Annotated in this window: 16 protein-coding genes and 1 pseudogene; 12 read left to right on the top strand and 5 right to left on the bottom strand. The window is 60.6% G+C overall.

The window, feature by feature from the left end; genetic code table 11:
- Positions 1-944 precede the first annotated feature (944 nt).
- The 12 genes from AB4Y97_RS11870 (at position 945) to AB4Y97_RS11815 (ending at position 12,884) form a co-directional block, all read left to right on the top strand.
- The gene (locus AB4Y97_RS11870; RefSeq protein WP_441999252.1) at positions 945-1,598 is read left to right on the top strand and encodes a cytochrome c3 family protein; all 654 of its coding nucleotides are present in this window, start codon (positions 945-947) and stop codon (positions 1,596-1,598) included.
- Complete coding sequence (locus tag AB4Y97_RS11865; protein ID WP_441999251.1) at positions 1,586-4,456, top strand: 4Fe-4S dicluster domain-containing protein; 2,871 nt, start codon at positions 1,586-1,588, stop codon at positions 4,454-4,456. Before AB4Y97_RS11870 ends, AB4Y97_RS11865 begins: the two co-directional genes overlap by 13 nt.
- Positions 4,453-5,823, top strand: coding sequence for an NrfD/PsrC family molybdoenzyme membrane anchor subunit (gene nrfD / locus AB4Y97_RS11860; RefSeq protein ID WP_441999250.1), 1,371 nt, complete (start codon positions 4,453-4,455; stop codon positions 5,821-5,823). Before AB4Y97_RS11865 ends, nrfD begins: the two co-directional genes overlap by 4 nt.
- A complete protein-coding gene (locus tag AB4Y97_RS11855; protein ID WP_441999249.1) occupies positions 5,820-6,341 on the top strand; it encodes a DUF3341 domain-containing protein in 522 nt (173 codons plus the stop codon). Before nrfD ends, AB4Y97_RS11855 begins: the two co-directional genes overlap by 4 nt.
- A complete protein-coding gene (locus AB4Y97_RS11850; protein WP_441999248.1) occupies positions 6,338-6,862 on the top strand; it encodes a c-type cytochrome in 525 nt (174 codons plus the stop codon). The genes AB4Y97_RS11855 and AB4Y97_RS11850 overlap by 4 nt, the downstream gene beginning before the upstream one ends.
- Positions 6,859-7,917 carry a hypothetical protein gene (locus AB4Y97_RS11845; RefSeq protein WP_441999247.1) on the top strand — a complete coding sequence of 353 codons (1,059 nt, stop codon included), beginning with the start codon at positions 6,859-6,861 and terminating at the stop codon, positions 7,915-7,917. Before AB4Y97_RS11850 ends, AB4Y97_RS11845 begins: the two co-directional genes overlap by 4 nt.
- 166 nt (positions 7,918-8,083) lie before the next feature.
- Positions 8,084-8,470: a hypothetical protein gene (locus AB4Y97_RS11840; RefSeq protein WP_441999246.1), complete on the top strand. Its 387-nt coding sequence runs from the start codon at positions 8,084-8,086 to the stop codon at positions 8,468-8,470.
- Positions 8,467-9,264, top strand: coding sequence for an SCO family protein (locus AB4Y97_RS11835; RefSeq protein WP_441999245.1), 798 nt, complete (start codon positions 8,467-8,469; stop codon positions 9,262-9,264). The genes AB4Y97_RS11840 and AB4Y97_RS11835 overlap by 4 nt, the downstream gene beginning before the upstream one ends.
- Positions 9,264-10,274, top strand: a complete 1,011-nt coding sequence (gene coxB / locus AB4Y97_RS11830) for a cytochrome c oxidase subunit II (RefSeq protein WP_441999244.1) — start codon at positions 9,264-9,266, stop codon at positions 10,272-10,274. The genes AB4Y97_RS11835 and coxB overlap by 1 nt, the downstream gene beginning before the upstream one ends.
- Positions 10,271-11,941, top strand: a complete 1,671-nt coding sequence (gene ctaD / locus AB4Y97_RS11825; protein WP_441999243.1) for a cytochrome c oxidase subunit I — start codon at positions 10,271-10,273, stop codon at positions 11,939-11,941. The genes coxB and ctaD overlap by 4 nt, the downstream gene beginning before the upstream one ends.
- Before the next feature lie 2 nt (positions 11,942-11,943).
- Positions 11,944-12,582 (top strand): cytochrome c oxidase subunit 3 family protein, encoded by a 639-nt coding sequence (locus AB4Y97_RS11820; RefSeq protein WP_441999242.1) that lies wholly within the window; start codon positions 11,944-11,946, stop codon positions 12,580-12,582.
- Positions 12,579-12,884, top strand: a complete 306-nt coding sequence (locus tag AB4Y97_RS11815) for a cytochrome C oxidase subunit IV family protein (RefSeq protein WP_441999241.1) — start codon at positions 12,579-12,581, stop codon at positions 12,882-12,884. Before AB4Y97_RS11820 ends, AB4Y97_RS11815 begins: the two co-directional genes overlap by 4 nt.
- A gap of 32 nt (positions 12,885-12,916) precedes the next feature.
- On the opposite strand, the gene AB4Y97_RS11810 is transcribed toward AB4Y97_RS11815, so the two are convergent.
- The 5 genes and pseudogenes from AB4Y97_RS11810 to AB4Y97_RS11790 all read right to left on the bottom strand — a co-directional run bounded on the left by AB4Y97_RS11810 (position 12,917) and on the right by AB4Y97_RS11790 (position 20,523).
- Entirely contained in the window at positions 12,917-13,978 is a 1,062-nt protein-coding gene (locus AB4Y97_RS11810) for an SDR family oxidoreductase (protein ID WP_441999240.1), read from the bottom strand.
- 53 nt (positions 13,979-14,031) lie between these two features.
- Positions 14,032-15,837, bottom strand: a pseudogene (locus AB4Y97_RS11805) (glycoside hydrolase family 15 protein); the annotation flags it as partial.
- A 21-nt stretch (positions 15,838-15,858) separates the two neighbouring features.
- Positions 15,859-16,233 (bottom strand): sensory rhodopsin transducer, encoded by a 375-nt coding sequence (locus AB4Y97_RS11800; protein WP_441999239.1) that lies wholly within the window; start codon positions 16,231-16,233, stop codon positions 15,859-15,861.
- An 11-nt stretch (positions 16,234-16,244) separates the two neighbouring features.
- Positions 16,245-19,238, bottom strand: a complete 2,994-nt coding sequence (locus AB4Y97_RS11795) for an FAD-binding and (Fe-S)-binding domain-containing protein (RefSeq protein ID WP_441999238.1) — start codon at positions 19,236-19,238, stop codon at positions 16,245-16,247.
- A gap of 70 nt (positions 19,239-19,308) precedes the next feature.
- Positions 19,309-20,523, bottom strand: coding sequence for an alpha-hydroxy acid oxidase (locus tag AB4Y97_RS11790; protein WP_441999237.1), 1,215 nt, complete (start codon positions 20,521-20,523; stop codon positions 19,309-19,311).
- Between the last annotated feature and the right edge of the window lie 7 nt (positions 20,524-20,530).

The following is a 20,530-nucleotide window of genomic DNA, read 5'->3' as shown; positions in this document are numbered from 1 at the left end:
CTGCGGAGTTATCTCGTCAACTCGACTACAAAGAAACGGTATCGTTAACCTCAGCGACAAGTTACTTTGTATCGAAACATACGGCATCCGCCTCAGCAGGCATTGGGTCAGAAGGGCCAGAATGTGGGCAACCTGGACGGCAGATGGGAGCCGAAAGCATGAGGGTGACAGAAGCCTACCAGAAGCCGCAGAGCTTGGCTCCCGCCGGCCGATCCGATGTAACTCTCATCAATGCGCTCGGGCTCCATGACCAAGTCTTCAACAGCGCACTGGGAGCCCAGAGCGGATAGGCAGCCAGCCAGGGGGTCGGCCGCAGGCGGGGAATGGCAGAGGTGAGGCGCACTGCCGAGCGGGTAGCAGAACCAGCAGAACAAATGAAGCCGGCGACCTCATGACGAGTTCCGACGCGCGTGCCTTTTCGGCCGCTGCCGCCAAATAGAAGAAGCTCTCATAAAACTTGTTTCATTAAATGCTTGAGACGTTGATGCAGGAGCAGATTCATTGAGCAAACCGGGCACGAGGATACGTACCCCATTTGCCCCCTCAGCTCACCATATCCATGCGCAAGCCCGACTACTATTTACGGGCAACCTTAAGAAAGTTGTCGTATTTGTGGATCTATTTACCACATCCCGCGAATTACTTGGAATAAGCCGCGCAAATTTTAGCTATCATGGTTCCATATGAGTCCTTGTAGCAGTCACGCCCCGTGAAACTCAGGTTACGGGCCACATGTTTTGCATGTAACGCCATAAATTTGGACTTCTTTGTCTGACACCTAGAGATGAGATCTCAATTGTCCCGGATCATGGCGTCCGCTTGGGAAAGAATCTTCTTCACGGTGCGAGACAAGGAATGTGTCCGGGCAGACCTGCGCATCGTACTTTGTAGCCGTCCTGAATACGCGAGTGCCGATATGTGGATCTAAACGCCAAGGGAAAAGGATGCAGATCTTTCACCCACGAGCGGACACCATAGCGCGAGTTGTGTTTGTCTCGCTCGGGGCGGTCCCAACCCTGCTCCTTTTCCTCGGCTATATGATCATGCGCTCCCCTTATATCACGGGGCAGGACTTGGTGCGTGAGCAGCCGGTCCCTTTCAGCCATGAGCACCACGTCGGCGGGCTGGGCATCGACTGCCGCTATTGCCACACCTCGGTAGAACAGGCGCGCTTTGCTGGCATTCCACCCACGGGAACCTGCATGACCTGTCACTCGCAGATATGGACCAATGCCGGCATGCTTGCACCGGTGCGAGCAAGTCTTGCAGACGATCGGCCCCTACGCTGGCGGCGCGTCCATAATCTCCCGGATTACGTCTACTTCGACCACGCAATTCATGTTGCCAAGGGTGTTGGGTGCTCCACGTGTCATGGGCGTGTCGACCAGATGCCACTGATGCGACAAGCTGTTCCGCTCACGATGGGCTGGTGTCTTGATTGCCATCGCGATCCCGCGCCGAACCTGCGCCCACGCGAGGAGGTGTTCGACATGGCCTGGGCACCACCGAAGAACCTGGACGAGCAGGGCAAGCGTCTCATGGGAGAGTATCATATTAGAACGCAACATCTAACCGATTGCTCGACATGTCATCGCTGACAGCGCCCCCTGCCGATCATCCTTCGGCCGCGCCGGCTAGTGAAGCCGGTTCGCGCGCACTCTCCCGCCGCGACGCATTGAGAATGCTTGCCGCGCAGATCACGCTCACACTTGGATCATGCAGCGGGCCCGACGAGGAAATCTTCCCATACGTGCGCATGCCCGAGAGATTGACGCCAGGGGAACCCCTTGGGTTCGCGACGACCTTGCCGCTTGGCGGCTACGGGCGCGGAGTCGTTTGTACTTCGGTCGATGGGCGGCCGATCAAGGTAGAGGGCAATCCTCTCCACCCCGCGAGCCTAGGATCGACCGACGTTTTCGCGGAGGCCGCGATCTTCGGGCTCTATGACCCTGATCGTTCGCGGGTCGCGCTGCATGAGGGTTCGATCGCATCATGGGACATGTTCCTCAAGGCGCTTCGTCCGCACATCGATCGTCATCGTGCCCGGGGGGGCGATGGCCTGCGACTCCTGACCGGTCGCATCAGTTCGCCAACCCTCCTGCGTCAGATCGATCTTGTCCTGAAGCAATTTCCCGGCGCTCGCTGGCATTCCTATGAGCCCATTGGAAACGAGACGGAGCGCGCTGGCACGATCCTCGCGTTCGGCCGTCCTGTGCAACCTCTGGCACGGCTCGATCAAGCGCGGGTGATCCTCTCGTTGGATGCCGACCCGCTGGGGCCCGGGCCGGGTCAGATCCAGGATGCGCGGAACTGGACCGACGGACGCAGATTGTTCGGTCGAGATCCCGCGCCGTCGCGTCTCTATGTCATCGAGACTGCGCTGACTCTGACGGGCGTCAAGGCCGATCAGCGGTTCATGCTCCATCCAAAACTCATCCATAATGCCGCAATCGCCATTGCGAATTCCCTTGATGCCGGACTTCCGAAGCCGGATCTGCCTGAAGCGGCGGGGCGGTTCGTTGATGCCTGCACACAGGATTTCCTCGCTCATCACGGAAGCGCGCTCGTCCTAGCCGGGCGCGGGCTTCCGCCGGAGACACAGGCGCTCATTCACTGGATCAATGCGGAGCTCGGGGCACCGATCGATTTCATCGAACCCGTCGACAGTCTCTTCGGCACACCCGAGCCGCTTCAAGACCTAGCGCAAGTTCTCGATGAAGGCCGCGTCCAGACGCTCGTCGTGATCGGCGCCAACCCAGCCTATGATGCACCAGCCGACCTTGGATTCCAGGAAGGGCTGAAGAAAGCTTCGTTCAGCGTTCACATGGGGCTGTACACCGACGAGACCGCGGCGGGCTGCCATTGGCATGTTCCGCAATCCCATCCCCTTGAGAGCTGGTCGGACCTGCGAGCTATCGATGGCACGGCGAGCCTCGTGCAACCCCTGATCCGCCCGCTTTACGCCACCCGCACAGCGCATGAGCTTCTGGCAAGTTTGCTCGGATTCGACGACGCGTCAGCTTATGATCTCGTGCGCGAGACATGGGCCACCACGGGTCTTCCCGGTTTCGACGCCTGGTGGCGTCAGGCACTCCATGACGGAGTGCTGACAGGGAGCACGGCGAAGCCCGTCGTGATGCCACGGCCACGTCTTCCGGCAATTGTGCCAGCGCGTGCTCCAGAGGATCTGACGGTCGTCCTGAGCCCTGACGCATGCCTGTGGGACGGCAGCTTCGCCAACAATGCCTGGCTGCAGGAATGCCCGAAGCCGATCACGAAGCAGGTCTGGGGCAATGCCCTGGCGCTCGGCCCCTCGGATGCGCAGAGGTTTGGGCTCTCGACGGGCGACATCGTGCACATCGAAGCGAACGGGCGAGCCGTGACCGGGCCGGTGATCGTCGAGCCGGGGCATGCGCCCGGGGTGGCGAGCTTGACCCTAGGCTACGGCCGGAGACGGGCCGGCAAGATCGGTACGCAGGTCGGCATCAACGGCTATGAAATCCGCACCTCGAATGCGCCATGGGTGATCGAGGGCGTGCATTTGACTAAGAGCGGTGGTCGGCAGGAAATTCTGAATACGCAGAATTATGTGCAGCTACAGGGTGATGTGCGCGATCTCTATCCCGTGATCCGGCTCGCAGACCTTGCCCAAGGCGGAACCGCCCATCATAAGGCCAGCGAACTGCCGAGCCTGTATCCACCGTGGAATTATGAAAGCTACGCCTGGGGCATGGCGATCGATACCGCCGCGTGCATCGGCTGCAACGCCTGTGTCGTCGCCTGCCAGGCTGAGAACAACGTCCCCGTGGTCGGCCCGGAGGAGATCGCGCAGGGACGCGACATGCACTGGCTGCGCATCGACATTTATGATCACGGGACGCGGGAGTACCCCAGGCCGGGCTTCCAGCCCGTACCCTGCATGCACTGCGAGCAGGCCCCATGTGAGCCGGTATGCCCGGTGGCGGCTTCGGTGCACGACAGCGAAGGCCTCAATGTCCAAGTCTACAACCGTTGCGTCGGCACGCGCTTTTGCGAAGCGAACTGCCCCTACAAGGTGCGCCGCTTCAACTTCTTCGCTTATGCCGATGGTCAGGAATACGGCAATCTCGGCGCCGAATCCGTCAAGGCGCAACGCAACCCGGAAGTGACGGTGCGGACACGGGGCGTCATGGAGAAATGCACCTATTGCGTCCAGCGCATTAGCCGCGCGCGACAAACGGCAGAGAGGGAAAACCGCGCCATCGCCGAGGGTGAAGTCGTCACCGCATGCCAAGCCGCCTGCCCGACCCGAGCCATCACGTTCGGAAACCTCAATAGCGAGATGTCGGCCGTTCGCTCCGCAAGGAGTGATCCACGCCACTATGCGCTCCTCGGCCACCTCGGGACCCGCCCCCGCACCACCTACCTCGCCGATGCCAAAAATCCGAATCCGTCACTCGATGGAGACGCGACATGAGGCGGATCGAGCAAGGGGCGCCGACCATGGAGCATCCCTGGCTCGCAATGCAACATGCCTCCTATGAGACCATCACCGCCGCGGTGGCGGATCCTATCCTCAAGCATCGGCCAGGGCGGCTGTGGTGGATGGCTCTGGGAGGCAGTTTTCTTCTCGTGTTGGCGACGATGGCCGCCGTCGGCTGGCTGTTCATCAACGGCATTGGGTCATGGGGCGTGAACACGACCGTGGTCTGGGGCTATGCCATCGCAAACTATGTCTGGTGGATCGCCATTGGCAGCGGCGGCACGCTCATCTCCTCGATCCTGGTGCTGACACGCCAGGATTGGCGCCACTCCATCAACCGTTTCGCCGAGTCGATGACCCTGTTCGCCATCTCGATTGCCGGGATCTTCCCGATCCTGCACCTCGGCCGACCGACCTATTTCTACTGGCTCGCACCGTATCCGAATACCATGTTGGTCTGGCCCCAGTGGCGCAGCGCCCTCGTGTGGGACTTCTGGGCTATCCTCAGCTATCTGATCTTTTCCATCATATTTCTCTATGTCGGGCTCCTGCCCGATCTCGCCACCTTGCGTGACCGAGCGGCCACACGGGCCGGAAAGATATTCTACGGTGCCGTGGCGCTCGGCTGGCGCGGCTCGGCACGGCACTGGAAGCACCTGGAAACCTTGCACACGACGCTTGCGGCGCTGGCCGTTCCACTCGTCGTCTCCGTACATTCCATTGTCGGCCTCGATTTCGCCGCGAGCCTCATGCCCGGCTGGCAGGAGACGATCTTTCCTCCGTATTTTGTCGTCGGCGCTCTCTATTCCGGCTTCGCCATGGTTCTCCTGCTGACCGTGCTCGTCCGCTACGGCCTGCAGTTCGAGTCGCTCATCACGATCAATCATTTCGACGCAATGGCAAAGATCATCCTGACCGGATCGATCATCATGACCTATTCATACGCGACCGAGTGGTTCGTGGCCTGGTATGGCGGAGGCCATGCCGACCGCAGCCTTATCGCCTACATGTTCACGGGCGATTATGCCCCGCTTTACTGGACCGTACTCTTCTGCAACTGCCTTCTGCCGCAAGCCCTGTGGTCCAGATCCATCCGCCATAATGTCCTGGCTCTGACAATCATCGCCATCGCTATCCTGGTCGGCATGTGGCTTGAGCGCATCCTGATTATCTGGAACACACTTTCTCATGGATACATGCCGAGCCTCTGGCGGCTATTCCATCCAACCCTCTCGGATTGGACGCTGCTGATCGGCCCGTTTGGCGTTTTTGCCTTCATGTTCCTCTGGTTCGTGAGGATCATGCCTGCGGTCTCGATGTACGAGGTCCGCAAGTTCTGCCGAAAGGAGGGTCCCGCATGACGCCATCGATCCTTGCCGAATTCGCCGATGCAGGGACGCTTGTCGAAGCAGCACGACGGGCCAAGGATGCCGGCCATCAACTGGTCGATGCCTTCACACCCTTCCCGGTCGAGGGTCTCGCCGAAACCTTCGGCGTGGAGCCCTCCCGCATCCGCTGGGCGATGCTGGTTGGAGGCTTGGCCCTAGCAATCTTTGCCTTCGGTCTCCAATGGTGGAGCGCCGTGCATGATTATCCGCTCAACGTCGGCGGGCGCCCCCTGAACAGCTGGCCCGTGTTCCTGCTCGTTCCCTGCGAGGTAGGCATGCTCGTTGCAGCACTGGCAGGCCTCGTGGCCTTCTTTCGGCAGTGCGGCTTGCCCCGCCTTCACCATTCGCTCTTTGATGTGGCAGGCTTTGAGCGGGCAAGCCAGGACCGCTTCTTTCTGCTGACACAGGAGGCAACCGACAAACAGGACGGGAGCCTGCGCAACCTTCTTCTCGACTCCGGTGCACTCACGATCTCGGAGGTGAAATCATGAGACGGGCCGCCTTGATCCTGGCATCATTACTCGTTGTTACTGGCTGCAAGGACCAGTCCATGCGTCAGCAGAACCGCTACGACGTGTATGGGCCCGCAGCCCTCTGGCCCGACGGCTCCGAGGCCCGCCCTCTCCCAGATGGCGTCGTCGCGCGTGGCGACATCGCTCTTGCGCAAGAGGCGGACCACGCCCCCGTTGCGGATGCGGCGCTCCTGCGCCGCGGACAGGAACGCTACCGGATCTTCTGTACGCCTTGTCATGGCGCGGCCGGCTTCGGCGACGGCATGATCGTCGCGCGTGGTTTTCCGGCACCGCCCTCCTATCACACCGCTCGGCTCAGAGCCGCGCCGGCGCAGCACTTCTTCGATGTCATCACCAACGGCTATGGCGCGATGTATTCCTATGCGGCCCGCGTACCGCCCCGAGACCGCTGGGCAATCGTGGCCTATATCCGCGCCCTTCAGCTTTCGCAGCGCGCACAATTAGCGAGCGTGCCTGAAGTCAGGGAGCAGCTGCCATGACGAGTGCAGCGCTGCCCTCTTATATCTCCCGATCTGCGGTCACCACGCTCGCGATTGGTCTTGTCAGCCTTGCGACCCTCGCGGCCGGATCGGCCTTCGCTCCCGTTGCCGTGGCGCAGGGCTGGCTTATGGCCTTTCTGTTCTGGAGCAGCATCCCGGTCGGAAGCCTGATCCTTCTCCTGATCCATCGCCTCGTCGGCGGCAGATGGGGTAATGCTCTTGCTCCCGCGCTCTTGCCTGCCGCAAGCCTGATGCCGCTTGTCGCGCTCGCGTTTCTCCCGGTCGTGTTTGGTCTCACGGCCATTTACCCATGGGCGACGCAACCCGCGATTTTGCCGCCGGACGTAAGCCATTTTTATCTCAACGCCCCAAGCCTCATCATACGTGCTTTCGTGGCGCTTGGTGGTTGGTCGTTGCTCTCCATTCTGGTGGTTCAGGGCCGTTGCACAAAGCTTACGGCAGGTCTTGGACTTGCTTTCCATGGTTTTGTCGTGAGTTTCACGGCCATCGACTGGATTCTGTCCGTCGACCCTCATTTCGCATCGACCGCCTTCGCGGCGAGCATCGCCATCCAGCAGATTCTGGCCGCGCTCGCATGGGCCGCAGTCTCTGCTCCCGAAGCTCCCAATGATCCTGCGACCGCCGACATCGGTGCCTTCCTGATCGCGGCTCTGTTGGGTGTCGTCTATCTCGGTCTCATGTCCTACATCGTCATTTGGTACGGTGATCTGCCGGAAAAAGCAGCTTGGTATCTGAAGCGCGATACCAACGGCTGGAACTGGATTATCACTGCCGCTTTCTTGGTCGGAGCAGCGATCCCGCTCGCCATGCTGCTCAAACGCAGCCTGCGCCAAAGCCGACGCGTGTTGCGGATCGTTGGCGGGATGATCCTCGTGGGGATCTGGCTCCATGTGGAATGGCTCGTCGCGCCCACTTTCGTCTCGGGATGGCTGATTGCTGCCGCAATCGCGATGGTCGCGATGGCCGGCATCTCGGTCGGACTCATCAGGGGCGCTATGCTGCGCCCCGGCAGGAATGTGGACCATGCCGAGTGATGAACGATCAACCAATGCATCTCACCAGTCGCCGAGGGGACCGGCGCGGTCCACGTTCGCAACCATGCTCGGATTGGCCGGCTTGGCGTTTTTCTTGGGATTTCGAGCACACCTTACGCGAAGAACCCAAACATCGAGGATACATCCGTCTGCTCAGACATCGGATGTGTCCGGGTCTTCCATTGAGGCGCCGGATGTGGCGGCGCGGTCGGTACTGTTCGCAGTGCTCGGGTTCTTCGCCTTCGTCGGCCTCTCGCTCCTGGGGCTTCGCGTCTATTACGCGTGGGACGTGCATGGGCTGGCGGTCATTCCGCCCCATTCCTTTGCCGAGCCGCGCCTCCAATCCAATCCGACCGAGGACCTGCGCCGTTTCCAGGCAAAACAGCGGCAGCAGCTGACAGGCTACGCCTGGGTGGATCGCGGCCAAGGTCTTGTGCGTATCCCGATTGACCGGGCGATGGATCTGATCGCAGCGCGTGGTGCCGATGCCTATGCTCCGCTCGACCCACCGGCGGAACCCTCGCCCATTCGCTTGCCGGAGAAGCAGCCATGAAGCCGTTCCTCGCAGCCTTCATCGCGCTCATCCTCACCTGTCCAGCACTGGCGGGCCTGACCGAACGCGGCCTCTCGGAGGTGGCCTTCGCTCCCGGGCTGGAGGCGCAGGTACCGACCTCTCTCGTGTTCCGAGATCTCCAGAGCAGCACCGTTACTCTTGGCGAGGCGCTCGCCGGTCGAGCGGGGCTCCTAATACCGGTCGACTATACCTGTCGAACCACGTGCGGTCCGGCGCTCTCGATCGTGGCCTCCGCCCTCGCCCAAACCAACCTTAATGCAGGGGACGACTATCGCCTGATCGTGGTCGGCATCGATCCGAAGGACAGCTCGGGCGATGCACGAACGCTCGTCCGAACCAGGATCGGTGATGAGGCACTCTTTTCGTCGACATCGGTTCTGCTGGGCGATGCCCGGACGGTTAAGGCGCTTCTGACGGCCCTCGGTTACCGGACAGCTTACGATGTCGAACACGATCAATTCGCCCATCCGAGCGGCGTGGTGACACTCTTGCCTGATGGACGGATCTCGCGCGTTCTTTCGACACTTGCGCTTGACCCACTGGATTTGCGCCTAGCCCTAGTCGAGGCTGGACAGGGACATGTCGGCGGACTGACGGACCGCATCACGCTGCTATGCTACGGCTTTGATGCCGTGCACGGCATTTATACACCCATGATCCGCCGCATCCTTCAGTTGGCCGGCGCAGGCACCCTCGCCGGATTTGGGCTCGCCCTCGCAGCCCTTTACCGGCGCTCGCGCCGCGCCGGGTTCTCTCACGAGGGGAAATCTTGATGTTCTCCAGCCTGATGCCCGATGTGGCCTCGACGCAGGCGGCTAAGACCGACACACTCTTCTTCGCCCTGCTGGGCCTTTCATCCGCAATTATTCTCCTCGTGCTCGTACTCGTCGCTACCTTCGCGATCCGCTATCGCCGCGGCTCGAGAGCGAACCGGGGTAGCCTGCCTCCGATCCTCAGCCGCGAGTTTGAGATCGGCTGGACCGCGACGACCCTGTTCGTCTTTCTCTTCCTGTTCTGGTGGGCCGGGTCCTCGCAACTCTCGGCACTTGCTCCTCCCAAGGATGCCATCGAGATCCATGTGGTCGCCAAGCAGTGGATGTGGAAGACACAGCATTCCAATGGCGCCCGCGAGATCAACGAGTTGCACGCGCCGCTCGGTGTCCCGGTCCGCCTCATCATGACGTCGCAGGATGCGATCCACTCCTTCTTCATGCCCGCCTTCCGGATCAAGAAGGATGTGCTTCCGGGCCGCTATACAGAGACGTGGTTCGAGGCAAGCAAGCTCGGAGTGTTCCATCTTTTCTGCGCCGAGTTCTGCGGCACCGATCATTCGCGCATGCTTGGCCGCATTGTCATCATGACGCCGGAAGACTATGCCCGATGGCTGACGGCCCAGCCCGAGGGCGATGATCTCGCCCATGAGGGAGCGGCTCTCTTCGCCACGCGCGGTTGTTCCGGATGTCATGCTCCGTCCTCCCCGGTCCATGCTCCGAATCTTGCCGGACTCTACGGCCGCACCGTGCAACTGGCCGACGGTCGCACCGTCACGGCCGACGACGCCTACATCCGGGATTCGATTCTGCAGCCCGGGCGCGATGTCGTCGCCGGCTACGAGGCGATCATGCCGAGCTTTGCCAGTATCCTCTCGGACGGGGAGATACAAAGCCTCGTCGCCTACATACGGTCGCTAGCGACCGGCCAGGCGGGGCGCGGCCCTGCCCTGGCTCCCGGAAACGCCATCGAGGGTCGGCCTTCCGGCGAATCCGATGGAGCCAAGCCATGACGACCGCCGCCGCTTCCTCCGGCGAACAGCCTCTTTCATCTGAGACTGACTACCTCGGCGCAGGGCACACGCTCGGCTCCTGGCTCATGAGCACGGACCACAAGCGGATCGCGATCCTTTATGCGATCTCGATTACCCTGTTCTTCTTTCTTGGCGGCGCGGCGATTTCCATCGTGCGCCTCGAACTGTTCACACCAGAAGCCGACGTCATCACCGCTGATACCTACAACAAGCTCTTTACGCTTCACGGCGTGGTCATGGTCTGGTTCTTCATGATCCCGTCCATTCCTAACACTTTCGGGAATTTTCTCCTGCCGTTGATGATCGGCGCACCGGATGTCGCATTTCCCCGTCTCAACCTATTGAGCTGGTATTTGAACATCGGCGGAGCGCTCCTGACCATTTATGCGTTGATCGTCGGCGGGGTCGATACGGGATGGACGTTCTATACCCCCTATTCGACCATGCTCTCCAACACTCATGTCCTTGCAGCTGCCGCCGGCGTGTTCCTGGCCGGGTTTTCCTCGATAGCCACGGGCGTGAATTTCATTGCGACAACGCACATGTTGCGCGCACCAGGCATGACATGGTTCCGGCTGCCGCTGTTCGTATGGGCGATTTACGCCACCAGCATCGTCATGGTACTTTCGACCCCGGTGCTTGCCATCACGCTTCTCCTCATCATAGCGGAGCGCTGGCTGAGTCTGCCGATCTTCGATCCGTCGCGCGGCGGCGACCCTCTCCTGTTCCAACACCTGTTCTGGTTCTACAGCCACCCGGCGGTCTACATCATGGTCCTGCCCGCCATGGGCGTGATCTCGGAGGTGATTACCTGCTTCGCGCGCCGGCGCATATTCGGATACAGATTCATGGTCTATGCCATAGTCGGCATTGCTGGCATCGGCTTCTTCGTCTGGGGCCACCATATGTTCGTAGCCGGCATCTCGCCCTACGCCGCGCTTATCTTCTCGTTCCTGTCCTTCGTCGTCGCGGTGCCGTCGGCGATCAAGGTCTTCAACTGGACGGCGACCCTCTACCGAGGTCAAATCGGCTTCGAGGCGCCTATGCTCTATGCGTTGGGCTTCCTGGGCCTGTTTACGATCGGCGGATTGACCGGGCTGTTCCTGGCTTCAATCCCGGTCGATGTGCACGTGACCGACACCTACTTCGTCGTCGCCCATTTCCACTACATCATGGTCGGAGGCACGGTGTCGGCTTTCTTTGCCGGGCTGCACTACTGGTGGCCGAAGATCACGGGCCGGCTGTATCCGGAATCCTGGGCGCGCTTCGCGGCGATCCTGATGTTCTTCGGCTTCAACTTCACTTTCTTCCCGCAGTTCATCGTCGGCTATCTCGGGATGCCGCGACGCTATCACGTCTATCCTCCCGAATTTCAGGTCTACAACGTGCTGTCGTCCGCTGGCGCCGGAATCCTTGCCGCCGCCTATCTCCTGCCGCTCGGATACCTGGGATGGTCCCTGATCTGGGGTCGCCGTGCCGGCAACAATCCTTGGGACGCGACAGGCCTCGAGTGGCGGACGACCTCGCCCCCTCCACGAGAAAATTTCCCACACACTCCGCGCATCAATATCGGCCCTTACGATTATCATCCGGAGGGAATGTCGCCGGCTCCGGATCAACCCAGGCACCGTGGGCAAGGAGATTGAACGTGAGCCATTCGCCCGCCATCCTCAAGGAGCCCTGGCGAGATCTCACCCGGCAGCGGGAGAGCGCCACTTTCGGCATCTGGGTCTTTCTTGCGAGCGAGTTGCTCTTCTTCGGGGCCTTGCTCATGACCTATACGGTCTACAGGATCGAGAACCCGCAAGCCTTCGCAGCCGCGGCCCGCGAGACCAATATTTGGTATGGCACCATCAACACCGCCGTCCTTCTGACGAGCAGCCTTACCATGGCAGTCGCGGCACAGGGCGCCGAGCGGGGTTGGCGGCGCCTCGCCGTCTGGTGCCTAGCCGCAACTGCGGGGCTTGGACTCGCCTTCGGGATCCTGAAGGGGTTTGAATATGCCGAGGATATCCGCAAGAGCCTCGTGCCGGGCCCCAACTTTGCTCTGCATGACGCGGCGGCCCAGCTGTTCTTTGCACTCTACTGGACCATGACTGGCTTGCACGCGATCCATCTGACCATCGGGATCGCGCTCGTGGGCCGGCTATGCCTTCTCGGCGCTCTCGGGCGGATCGTTCTTCGAGGGAATCCCCAGGTCGAGGTTACCGCGCTCTACTGGCATCTCATCGACGTGATCTGGATCATCCTCTATCCGCTCCTCTATTTCCCCGGGAGGGCCTCATGAGCGATGCGGCGGAACGTGCGGGCGTCTGGTCCCTCTGGCGCCGCAATCTTCTCATCTGGGCGGCCCTTCTTGCGCTTTTGAGTCTGACATTAGGCTTCGCCTACATACCGCTTGGACCATTCAACGTCGTATGGGCCCTCGGAATCGCGGCAATCAAGGTTGGATTGGTAGCCCTTCTGTTCATGGAACTCAGGCGGTCGAGCACCCTGATCCGCCTCGCCGCGGCAACCGGCTTCCTGTGGCTCATCATCCTCTTCGCATTGACGCTCAGCGATATTTTGACTCGATCCTCAGGTAGCTGAAGCATCGCGGATGATTGAAAAATCGACTCTGGTCAGGATGCGTGTTCCAACCTCCTGTTCATGGATTGGCGGCCAAAAAGAAACAGCATGGCTGCGAAGCCAAAGGCAGCGCATGCGAGACCCGCACGTAGATAGGCCGGATCGACATCAATCAGGCTCGTCCTGGCTCGGAACCCGAACCGGCCACGTGCGCCATGATCCTCGTGGGCGGGCTCGAAGAGAATATCGGGATCACTCGCAAGCACGGGTTTCGCCGAGAGCTGTTGTTCATAGGCGGTTCGTGCAAGGTACATGTCGAGCATACCCGGCGCGATGAAGTTCCCGAGAATGGCCGCAATCGTCGGGGTTCCGATCCAGAGTTCTCGCGGCCCCTGCTGGGCCGCGTCGACGATCGCTCTGACGACGACATCGGGTTCATAGCACGGCCCAACCGGCTGATGATGATATCTCTCATGAGTGCGGGACCAGTCGAATTGCGGGGTGTTGACACCCGGTAGCTGCACTATCGTCAGCCGGATAGCGCTATGATCATGCAACAGCTCGGTCCGGAGAGAGTCGGTAAAACCACGGATTGCGGCTTTCGCTCCGCAATAGGCGGATTGCAGCGGGATCGAACGGTAGGCGAGGGCCGACCCGACTTGGACAATGATTCCCTCATCGCGTGGACGCATGTGCCTGAGAGCAGCCAGCGTGCCATGGATTGTACCCAGATATGTCACCTCCGTGACCCGCTTGAATTCGGACGGCGTGATGCGGTCGACCGGACCGACGACTGTCGCCATCGCATTGTTGACCCACACGTCAATCCTTCCCCAGTGAGCCATGACAGAATCGGCGGCGGCAAATACCTTGTCGCAATCGGCGGTATCGACAGGAGCGACGAAGGCCTCGGCTCCTGCTGCCTCCACGTCGCGGCGGGCTCCCTCCAAACCTTCTTGTCCTCGCGCCAGAAGAGCGACGTCATAACCACGATGGGCGAATTCGATGGCAACCGCGCGCCCAACGCCGGCGGAAGCACCGGTCACGACAGCCACCGGGCGGGAGCCGCTACTCTCGCTCTTCCTGCTCAAGCCTTGCTTTTTGCTTTCACTCATCGATCCTCTCCACGCTTCGAGAACAATGCTCGCCTGCGATACAGACATGTCCCTCAAGGATTCAGGCTAGCACGGGCCAAATGAGACTCGCAGGACAGTCTGTGAGCCGTATTGACTAGGGCGAGGTGGGACAGGGCCTGCGGGAAATTGCCAAGGAGCATCTTGGCTTCCGGGGCATATTCCTCCGCCAGGAGTCCGACATCGTTGCGCAGGGAAAGGAGGCGCTCGAAAAGGTCCTTCGCCTCTTCGTGGCGGCCCTGAAGAGAATAGTTCTCCGCGAGCCAGAAGCTGCACACGAGAAACACGCCTTCCCCCGGCGGCAATCCATCCTCTGTCTTGTCCGTATCATAGCGCTTGACGAAACCATCTTGCATAAGCTCACGCTCGATCGCTGCGACGGTACTCTTCACCCTGGGGTCGTCCGCCGGCAGGAAGCCAACAATGGGAATGATAAGCGCGCTCGCGTCCAGATGCTTCGAGCCGAACGCTTGAACGAAGGCTCCCCGTTGTTGATCGAATCCGCGCTCACATATCTCGGCGTGAATCCTGTCGCGCAACGCTCTCCATTGCTCGACAGGTCCATCAAGGCCCGATTGCTCCACCGCTTTAATTGCGCGATCAAATCCCACCCAGGCCATGACCTTCGAATGTACGAAGTCTTGGCGCCCTCCCCTGACCTCCCAGATCCCTTCGTCCGGTTCGTTCCAGATTGCCCCGAGATGTTCGAGAAGGGCTTTCTGCAGGTTCCATCCGGCTTCGGTTGGATCAATATGCGCCCTGCGGGCGAGGTGGAGTGCGTTCATGATCTCGCCAAAGACGTCGAGCTGAAACTGAGTAAAGGCCGCATTTCCGATTCGCACGGGCTTGGACCCGCCGAAGCCGGGCAGCCAAGAGGCCTCCCACTCGTTCAAGCGATGCTCGCCAGCGATCCCGTAGATCGGCTGAATTTGGGAGGGCGTTCCGGCAATCGCGCGCAGCAGCCAGCCGCGCCAAGCGCGCGCCTCGTCGCGAAATCCAGCCTTTAACAGGCAGGCCACCATGAAAGTGGCATCCCGCAACCAGCAGAATCGATAATCCCAGTTTCGCTTGCCGCCCGGTTGCTCGGGGAGTGAACTCGTAGGTGCGGCAACGATTCCTCCCGTTGGGCGGTAGGTCATCGCCTTGATCGTGACCAGCGAACGCTTGACGGCCTCTGCCCAGGCTCCCTGATATGAACACCGGCCCGTCCAGTCGCGCCACCATTGCTCGGTCTGACGGAGGGCATCCTCGGCATCGGCAGGATCGGGGGGCGGCAGGTGCGATGCGCGATAGGTGAGCACGAATGGGATGCGCTGACCTTCGCGCACACGGAACTCGGCACATATCTCACAATGCTTCCTCTCAAGCGGAATCTCTGTTCGAAGGGTCACCGCGTGGGGACCGGAGACAGCTTGCAGGCAACTCTCGCCAGGGCGCTCCACCCAAGGTATGAAACGGCCATAATCGAAACGAAGAACGAACTCGGATCTCAGCGGAACCTCACCCTTCTGTCCGGTAACAATCCTGACGAGACGCGAGCTATCATCCCGGATCGGCATGAAATCAATGAGCGTCACGATGCCCTGAGAGGTTTCGAATTCCGTTTCAAGGATGAGAGTGGATTCCTTGTATCGTCGCCTGATCCGGCTTACCGGACAGGAAGGCGCGATAAGCCAGCGTCCGTGTTCAGGTTTTCCCAGCAGGGCCGCAAAGCAAGCCTCCGAGTCGAATCGGGGCCAGCACAGCCAATCGATCGAGCCATCCTTAGCGACGAGCGCCGCTGTCTCGCAATCACCGATCAGTGCGTAATCTTCGATGCGCCGCATGCCGCTTCCACCATGCTCCCTCCTTCGCTTTCTCCCTTAGTCCTGGCTATAGGCAGTGGTCGTGAGGAGCGCGAGCTCCGCCTTTCTCGAGTCGAGCCGCGTATGCTGGATCACGACAGGCACGTCGGATTCGAACAGCGACGAATAGTCCGTGTCGCGCGGAATGGCTTCTGGATCTTGGAGATCATTGAACCGTAGGTGCAGCGTGCGTCCCGCCGGTACCCTCACGCGATACGGCCCGACCGGATCCCGGTCGGAAAAGAATACGGTGACCGCAAGATGAGCATCGGACGGCCCAGCGTTGAGAATGCAAGCCGTCTCATGAGAAACGAAGGCTCGATCGCCGCTTGTGCTTTGCGACGGAATATAGCCCTCCGCTATTGCCCAGACCGTCTTGCCTACCGGTCTCATGCCATGCCTCCTTATAATCCTAAGCGCCGCGCCATCAGTTCCGCGACGTGCAAAGTCTCCCTTCCAGTGCCCTGCTCGATTTGCTCCCGGCAGCTGTAGCCGTTCGCCAGGATGAAGGTTTCGGGATCGGCCGTCCGCACTGTTGGCAGCACCACCCGCTCGCCGACCGCCATTGCGACATCATAGGTTTCGGCACTGAAACCGAAGGCGCCGGCCATGCCGCAGCAGCCGGACGGCATGACATTGTAATCAAGGTCTAGTCGGTCGAGCAGTTTTCGCTCACCATCGGCCTTGATGACTGCATGCTGATGGCAATGGATCTGCACCAGGGCCTTGGCCTGCGCATCCGGCCGCAATTCAAAGCCATCGGCGTGGCCGCTCACGAAATCACTGAAGAATATGCTTTGCTCGGACAACCGCTTGGCAAGATCATTCTCGGGAAAGAGATTGGTAAGTTCGTCGCGGAAGGAGGCCAGGCAGGCGGGCTCAAGGCCAATGAACGGCGTTCCGGCTCGAATCTCCTCGCTCAGAGTGGTCATCGTCTGCCGCCATAATCGTTTAGCCGCTCCGAGCCAGCCCCAATCGTACAAAGGGCGCCCGCAGCACAACGGCCGACCGGGGATGACGACTTGGAAGCCGAGTTCTTCAAGAACCTTCGTGGCGGCGATGGCAGTCCCCGGGCGAAAGTAGTTGTTGAACGTGTCCGGCCAGAGCAGGACGCGCGGGCCTCCGTTTCGGGGCGCCTCGCGGTGGCGAAACCAATCCGTGAAAGGCTCACTGGCAAAGCGGGGTATCGAACGCTGCTGCGCGATTCCGCCTGCGGCCTTGGCGAGGCTGCTGAGCACGGGAGCATGCGTGAGGAGGTTGGCGGCCCGGGGCATGCGCGATGCCTCGCGCGCAACCCAATAGATCCAGCCCATGGCATAGGCGTGTCGGGGTCGCAGCCGCCAGGCATAATGATGAGCGCGGAATTCCGCCTTGTAGCTCGCCATATCGACATTGACTGGACAGTCGCTTTTGCAGCCTTTGCATGCCAGGCATAATCCCAGTGCGTCCTCGACGGCGTCATTGCGCCAGCCGTCCTTGATCGGCCCTCCATGGAGCATTTCGAACAGGAGCCTAGCCCGTCCACGCGTCGTATACTTCTCCTCATGCGTCACGAGAAAGCTCGGGCACATCACCTCGCCATCATTATCGTGCCGGCGGCATTTTCCTACGCCGACACAACGCTGGACAGCCCGCTCGAAGCCGCCCTCGTTCGGGAAAGTGAAATACGTTTTCAGCTTGGGGGGATGATAGCTCGGTCCGAGCCGAAGGTTGGAGGTGATCGGATACGGATCGATCACCTTGCCGGGATTCATTCGCCAATGCGGATCCCAGATTTCCTTGAACTCCCGGAAGGCCTTGACCAGTTCCGGACCATACATCTTTTCGAGAAGCGCTCCCCTCGCCTGACCGTCTCCGTGCTCACCCGAAAGCGAGCCGTCATGGCGCACGACGAGTTCCGCCGCCTCGTCAAGGAATTTGCGCCATTGCTTTATCCCAGGCTCGTCATAAAGATCGAAGGCAATGGCGCAATGGACGACACCACCTCCGAAATGACCATAGATGACAGGATCGTAGCCGTACTTATGGAACAGCGCCTTCAACTCCCGTATATAATCGCCGAGCTGGTCCGGAGAGACCGCGCTGTCCTCCCATCCGGGCCAGGTGTCGGGGTGGTTCGGCACGTAGGATTCTGCCCCAAGTGAATCATCGCGGACATTCCAGATCCGCTTCTGCTGCTCCTTGTCCCGGATAAGCTTTGGATCGACGCCATCGCTCCCTTTGAACTCATCCACCAGTCCCTGAGCCTTCGCGGCGGCATCGCTGTCGTTATCTCCGCCGAACTCCACCAGGAGCCATCCCTGCCCTTGCGGGAGAACCTTCAGATCGTCGGCATGCAGGCCCTTCGTCTTGTATCGATCGATCAGAGTTTCATCGAAGCCCTCAAGACCGATCGGCTTGTGTTTCAGAACCCGGGGAACAGCATCGGCCGCCTGATAGATGTCCGGGAACCCGACGATGGTGATGACCCGCGCCGGAGGATTGTGAATGAGATTGAGGGTTGCCTCGAGAACGGTCACGCACGTGCCCTCAGTTCCAACGAGCGCGCGAGCGACATTCATGCCCTTCTCGGGAAAGAGCTGATCGAGGTTCTCATAGCCCGAAACCCGGCGTGGAATATCTGGGAACTTCTGCCGGATGAGGTCGCCGTACTGCCGGCGCAATTCATCGAGTCGACGATAAATCTCGGCGCGGCGGCCGCCTGCCCGCAGGACGGAACGATAAGCTTCGTCATCTGTAGGTCCCACGGCCAGTTGCAGCCCCTCATAGGTCAGAACCTCCAACGCCTGGACATTGTGCACCGTAATCCCGTTCATCACCGCGTGAACGCCGCCGGAGTCGTTGCCGATCATGCCGCCGAGGGTGTTGTGGTCGTGCGTAGCCGGATCGGGGCCGAAGGTAAGACCATATTTGGCAGCCTCCTCCCGCAGATGGTCGAGGATGCAGCCCGGTTCGACGCGAGCCAGGCGGCGTTCAGGATCGATTTCGAGCACGCGATTGAGATACTTCGAGAAGTCGATGACCACAGCCGTGTTGCAGCACTCCCCTGCAAGGCTCGTTCCACCACCGCGTGGGAGGACAGGTGCCTGATGACGTCGGCACACCTCGACGGCCTTGATGACATCATCCCGCGTCTTCGGGATTACGACTCCGATCGGCACCTGCCGGTAGTTTGAGGAATCCGTTGCATAAAGGGCGCGGCTACCGGTGTCGAAGCGCACCTCGCCATCTATAGCGGCCTCAAGCTCCCTGAACAGGGCCTTCGGATCGAGATCAGGAATCTCCGTATACGCAGTTCTGATACGGCCATCCGGGGCACGCTCAATTTGGCGATCCGGATGCCTCCGGCGGTTCTCCGCCGACAGCTTGTTTGCCTCTGTCACGGCCACATTGGCCATTGCGGCATCCTCCCGTTAACGGCAAGTTCCATGCGACCCCACAGCGCGCACGAGAGTCGCATGGAAACCTTCACTGCACGATCACATCACGCGGAACCGCCTTCACATCGGTTACCCCCGTGAGCGCCATGCCGGTGTCGAGCTCTTCCGATATCAAGGACAGAGCCTTGCGGACGCCTGCTTCCCCACCTGCCCCCAGTCCGTAGAGATAAGCGCGTCCGATGAAGCACGCTCGCGCTCCCAGGGCGAGAGCCTTCAGAACGTCGAGACCTGAGCGGATCCCGCTGTCGAAGAGGAGTTCAATCCGGTCACCGACAGCATCCCTCACTCCAGGGAACGCCTTCACCGTCGAGGGAGCGCCATCGAGCTGGCGACCGCCATGGTTGGATATGAGCACCGCATCCGCACCCGCCGCGACCGCCATCTCGGCATCCTGCGGATCGAGGATGCCCTTGACGATGAGCTGGCCCGGCCAGAGCTTTCGCACCCACTCCACATCGTGGCGTTCGAATGAAGGATCAAACTGCTGCTTGACCCATTCCGACAGGATTCCGAGATTGCCTGAATTTCGGATGGCATCCTTGAGGTTGCCAAACGTATATTCCTTGCTCCATAGCATTCCAGACGCCCAGCGTAGATGCATCGCAATATCGAGGATATTGGCCAGTGACAGCCGTGGGGGAATGCCGAGCCCGTTGTGCACATCGGCCGTACGCTGGCCTTCGACATGCAGGTCCATGGTCAACACCAGCGTCGGGCACCCTGCCGCATGCGCCCGCTCGATCAGCGATCGGCTGAAACCGCGATCCTTCATCAGGTAGAGTTGGAACCAGAAGGGTTTCTCGACTGCGGCAGCGACATCCTCGATGGAGCAGACCGACATGGTGCTGAGACAGAAGGGCACTCCATGCGACTGCGCGGCGCGGGCGGCATGGATTTCACCATTGGGATATACGGCTCCCGTCAGGCCTGCCGGCGCGAGCACGACCGGCAGCAATGCGGGCTGACCGACGATCGTGGTCGACTGGACCCGGGAGGAAACGTCGACCATGACCCGCTGGCGCAACTCCAACGCATCGAGAGCTATCCTGTTCGCCCGCAGAGTGAGTTCATCATAAGAGCCGGCTTCGACATACTCGAAGAAAGTTCGTGGAACTCGCTTCTTCGCAATCTCACGAAGGTCTTCAATATTGGCGACCGCGCCCCACGCCAGGCTAGCCTTCGTCCTGGCAGCCGAAGCCGAGCCTAGCTCCTTCGACCCGCTAATGGGATTGGCGGAAGCCATGGCCTGC

This window comes from Microvirga sp. 2TAF3 (assembly GCF_052114965.1).
Lineage (GTDB): Bacteria > Pseudomonadota > Alphaproteobacteria > Rhizobiales > Beijerinckiaceae > Microvirga.
The sequence above is the reverse complement of the archived record's forward strand: the minus strand, read 5'-3'. Positions and strand labels throughout refer to the sequence as shown.

Coding starts and splice junctions, on each gene's coding strand:
- AB4Y97_RS11815 (WP_441999241.1), top strand. CDS start 12,579: ATGAGCGATGCGGCGGAACGTGCGGGCGTCTGGTCCCTCTGGCGCCGC.
- AB4Y97_RS11855 (WP_441999249.1), top strand. CDS start 5,820: ATGACGCCATCGATCCTTGCCGAATTCGCCGATGCAGGGACGCTTGTC.
- AB4Y97_RS11870 (WP_441999252.1), top strand. CDS start 945: ATGCAGATCTTTCACCCACGAGCGGACACCATAGCGCGAGTTGTGTTT.
- coxB (WP_441999244.1), top strand. CDS start 9,264: ATGTTCTCCAGCCTGATGCCCGATGTGGCCTCGACGCAGGCGGCTAAG.
- AB4Y97_RS11810 (WP_441999240.1), bottom strand. CDS start 13,978: ATGAGTGAAAGCAAAAAGCAAGGCTTGAGCAGGAAGAGCGAGAGTAGC.
- nrfD (WP_441999250.1), top strand. CDS start 4,453: ATGAGGCGGATCGAGCAAGGGGCGCCGACCATGGAGCATCCCTGGCTC.
- AB4Y97_RS11845 (WP_441999247.1), top strand. CDS start 6,859: ATGACGAGTGCAGCGCTGCCCTCTTATATCTCCCGATCTGCGGTCACC.
- AB4Y97_RS11865 (WP_441999251.1), top strand. CDS start 1,586: ATGTCATCGCTGACAGCGCCCCCTGCCGATCATCCTTCGGCCGCGCCG.
- AB4Y97_RS11850 (WP_441999248.1), top strand. CDS start 6,338: ATGAGACGGGCCGCCTTGATCCTGGCATCATTACTCGTTGTTACTGGC.
- AB4Y97_RS11790 (WP_441999237.1), bottom strand. CDS start 20,523: ATGGCTTCCGCCAATCCCATTAGCGGGTCGAAGGAGCTAGGCTCGGCT.
- ctaD (WP_441999243.1), top strand. CDS start 10,271: ATGACGACCGCCGCCGCTTCCTCCGGCGAACAGCCTCTTTCATCTGAG.
- AB4Y97_RS11800 (WP_441999239.1), bottom strand. CDS start 16,233: ATGAGACCGGTAGGCAAGACGGTCTGGGCAATAGCGGAGGGCTATATT.
- AB4Y97_RS11835 (WP_441999245.1), top strand. CDS start 8,467: ATGAAGCCGTTCCTCGCAGCCTTCATCGCGCTCATCCTCACCTGTCCA.
- AB4Y97_RS11795 (WP_441999238.1), bottom strand. CDS start 19,238: ATGGCCAATGTGGCCGTGACAGAGGCAAACAAGCTGTCGGCGGAGAAC.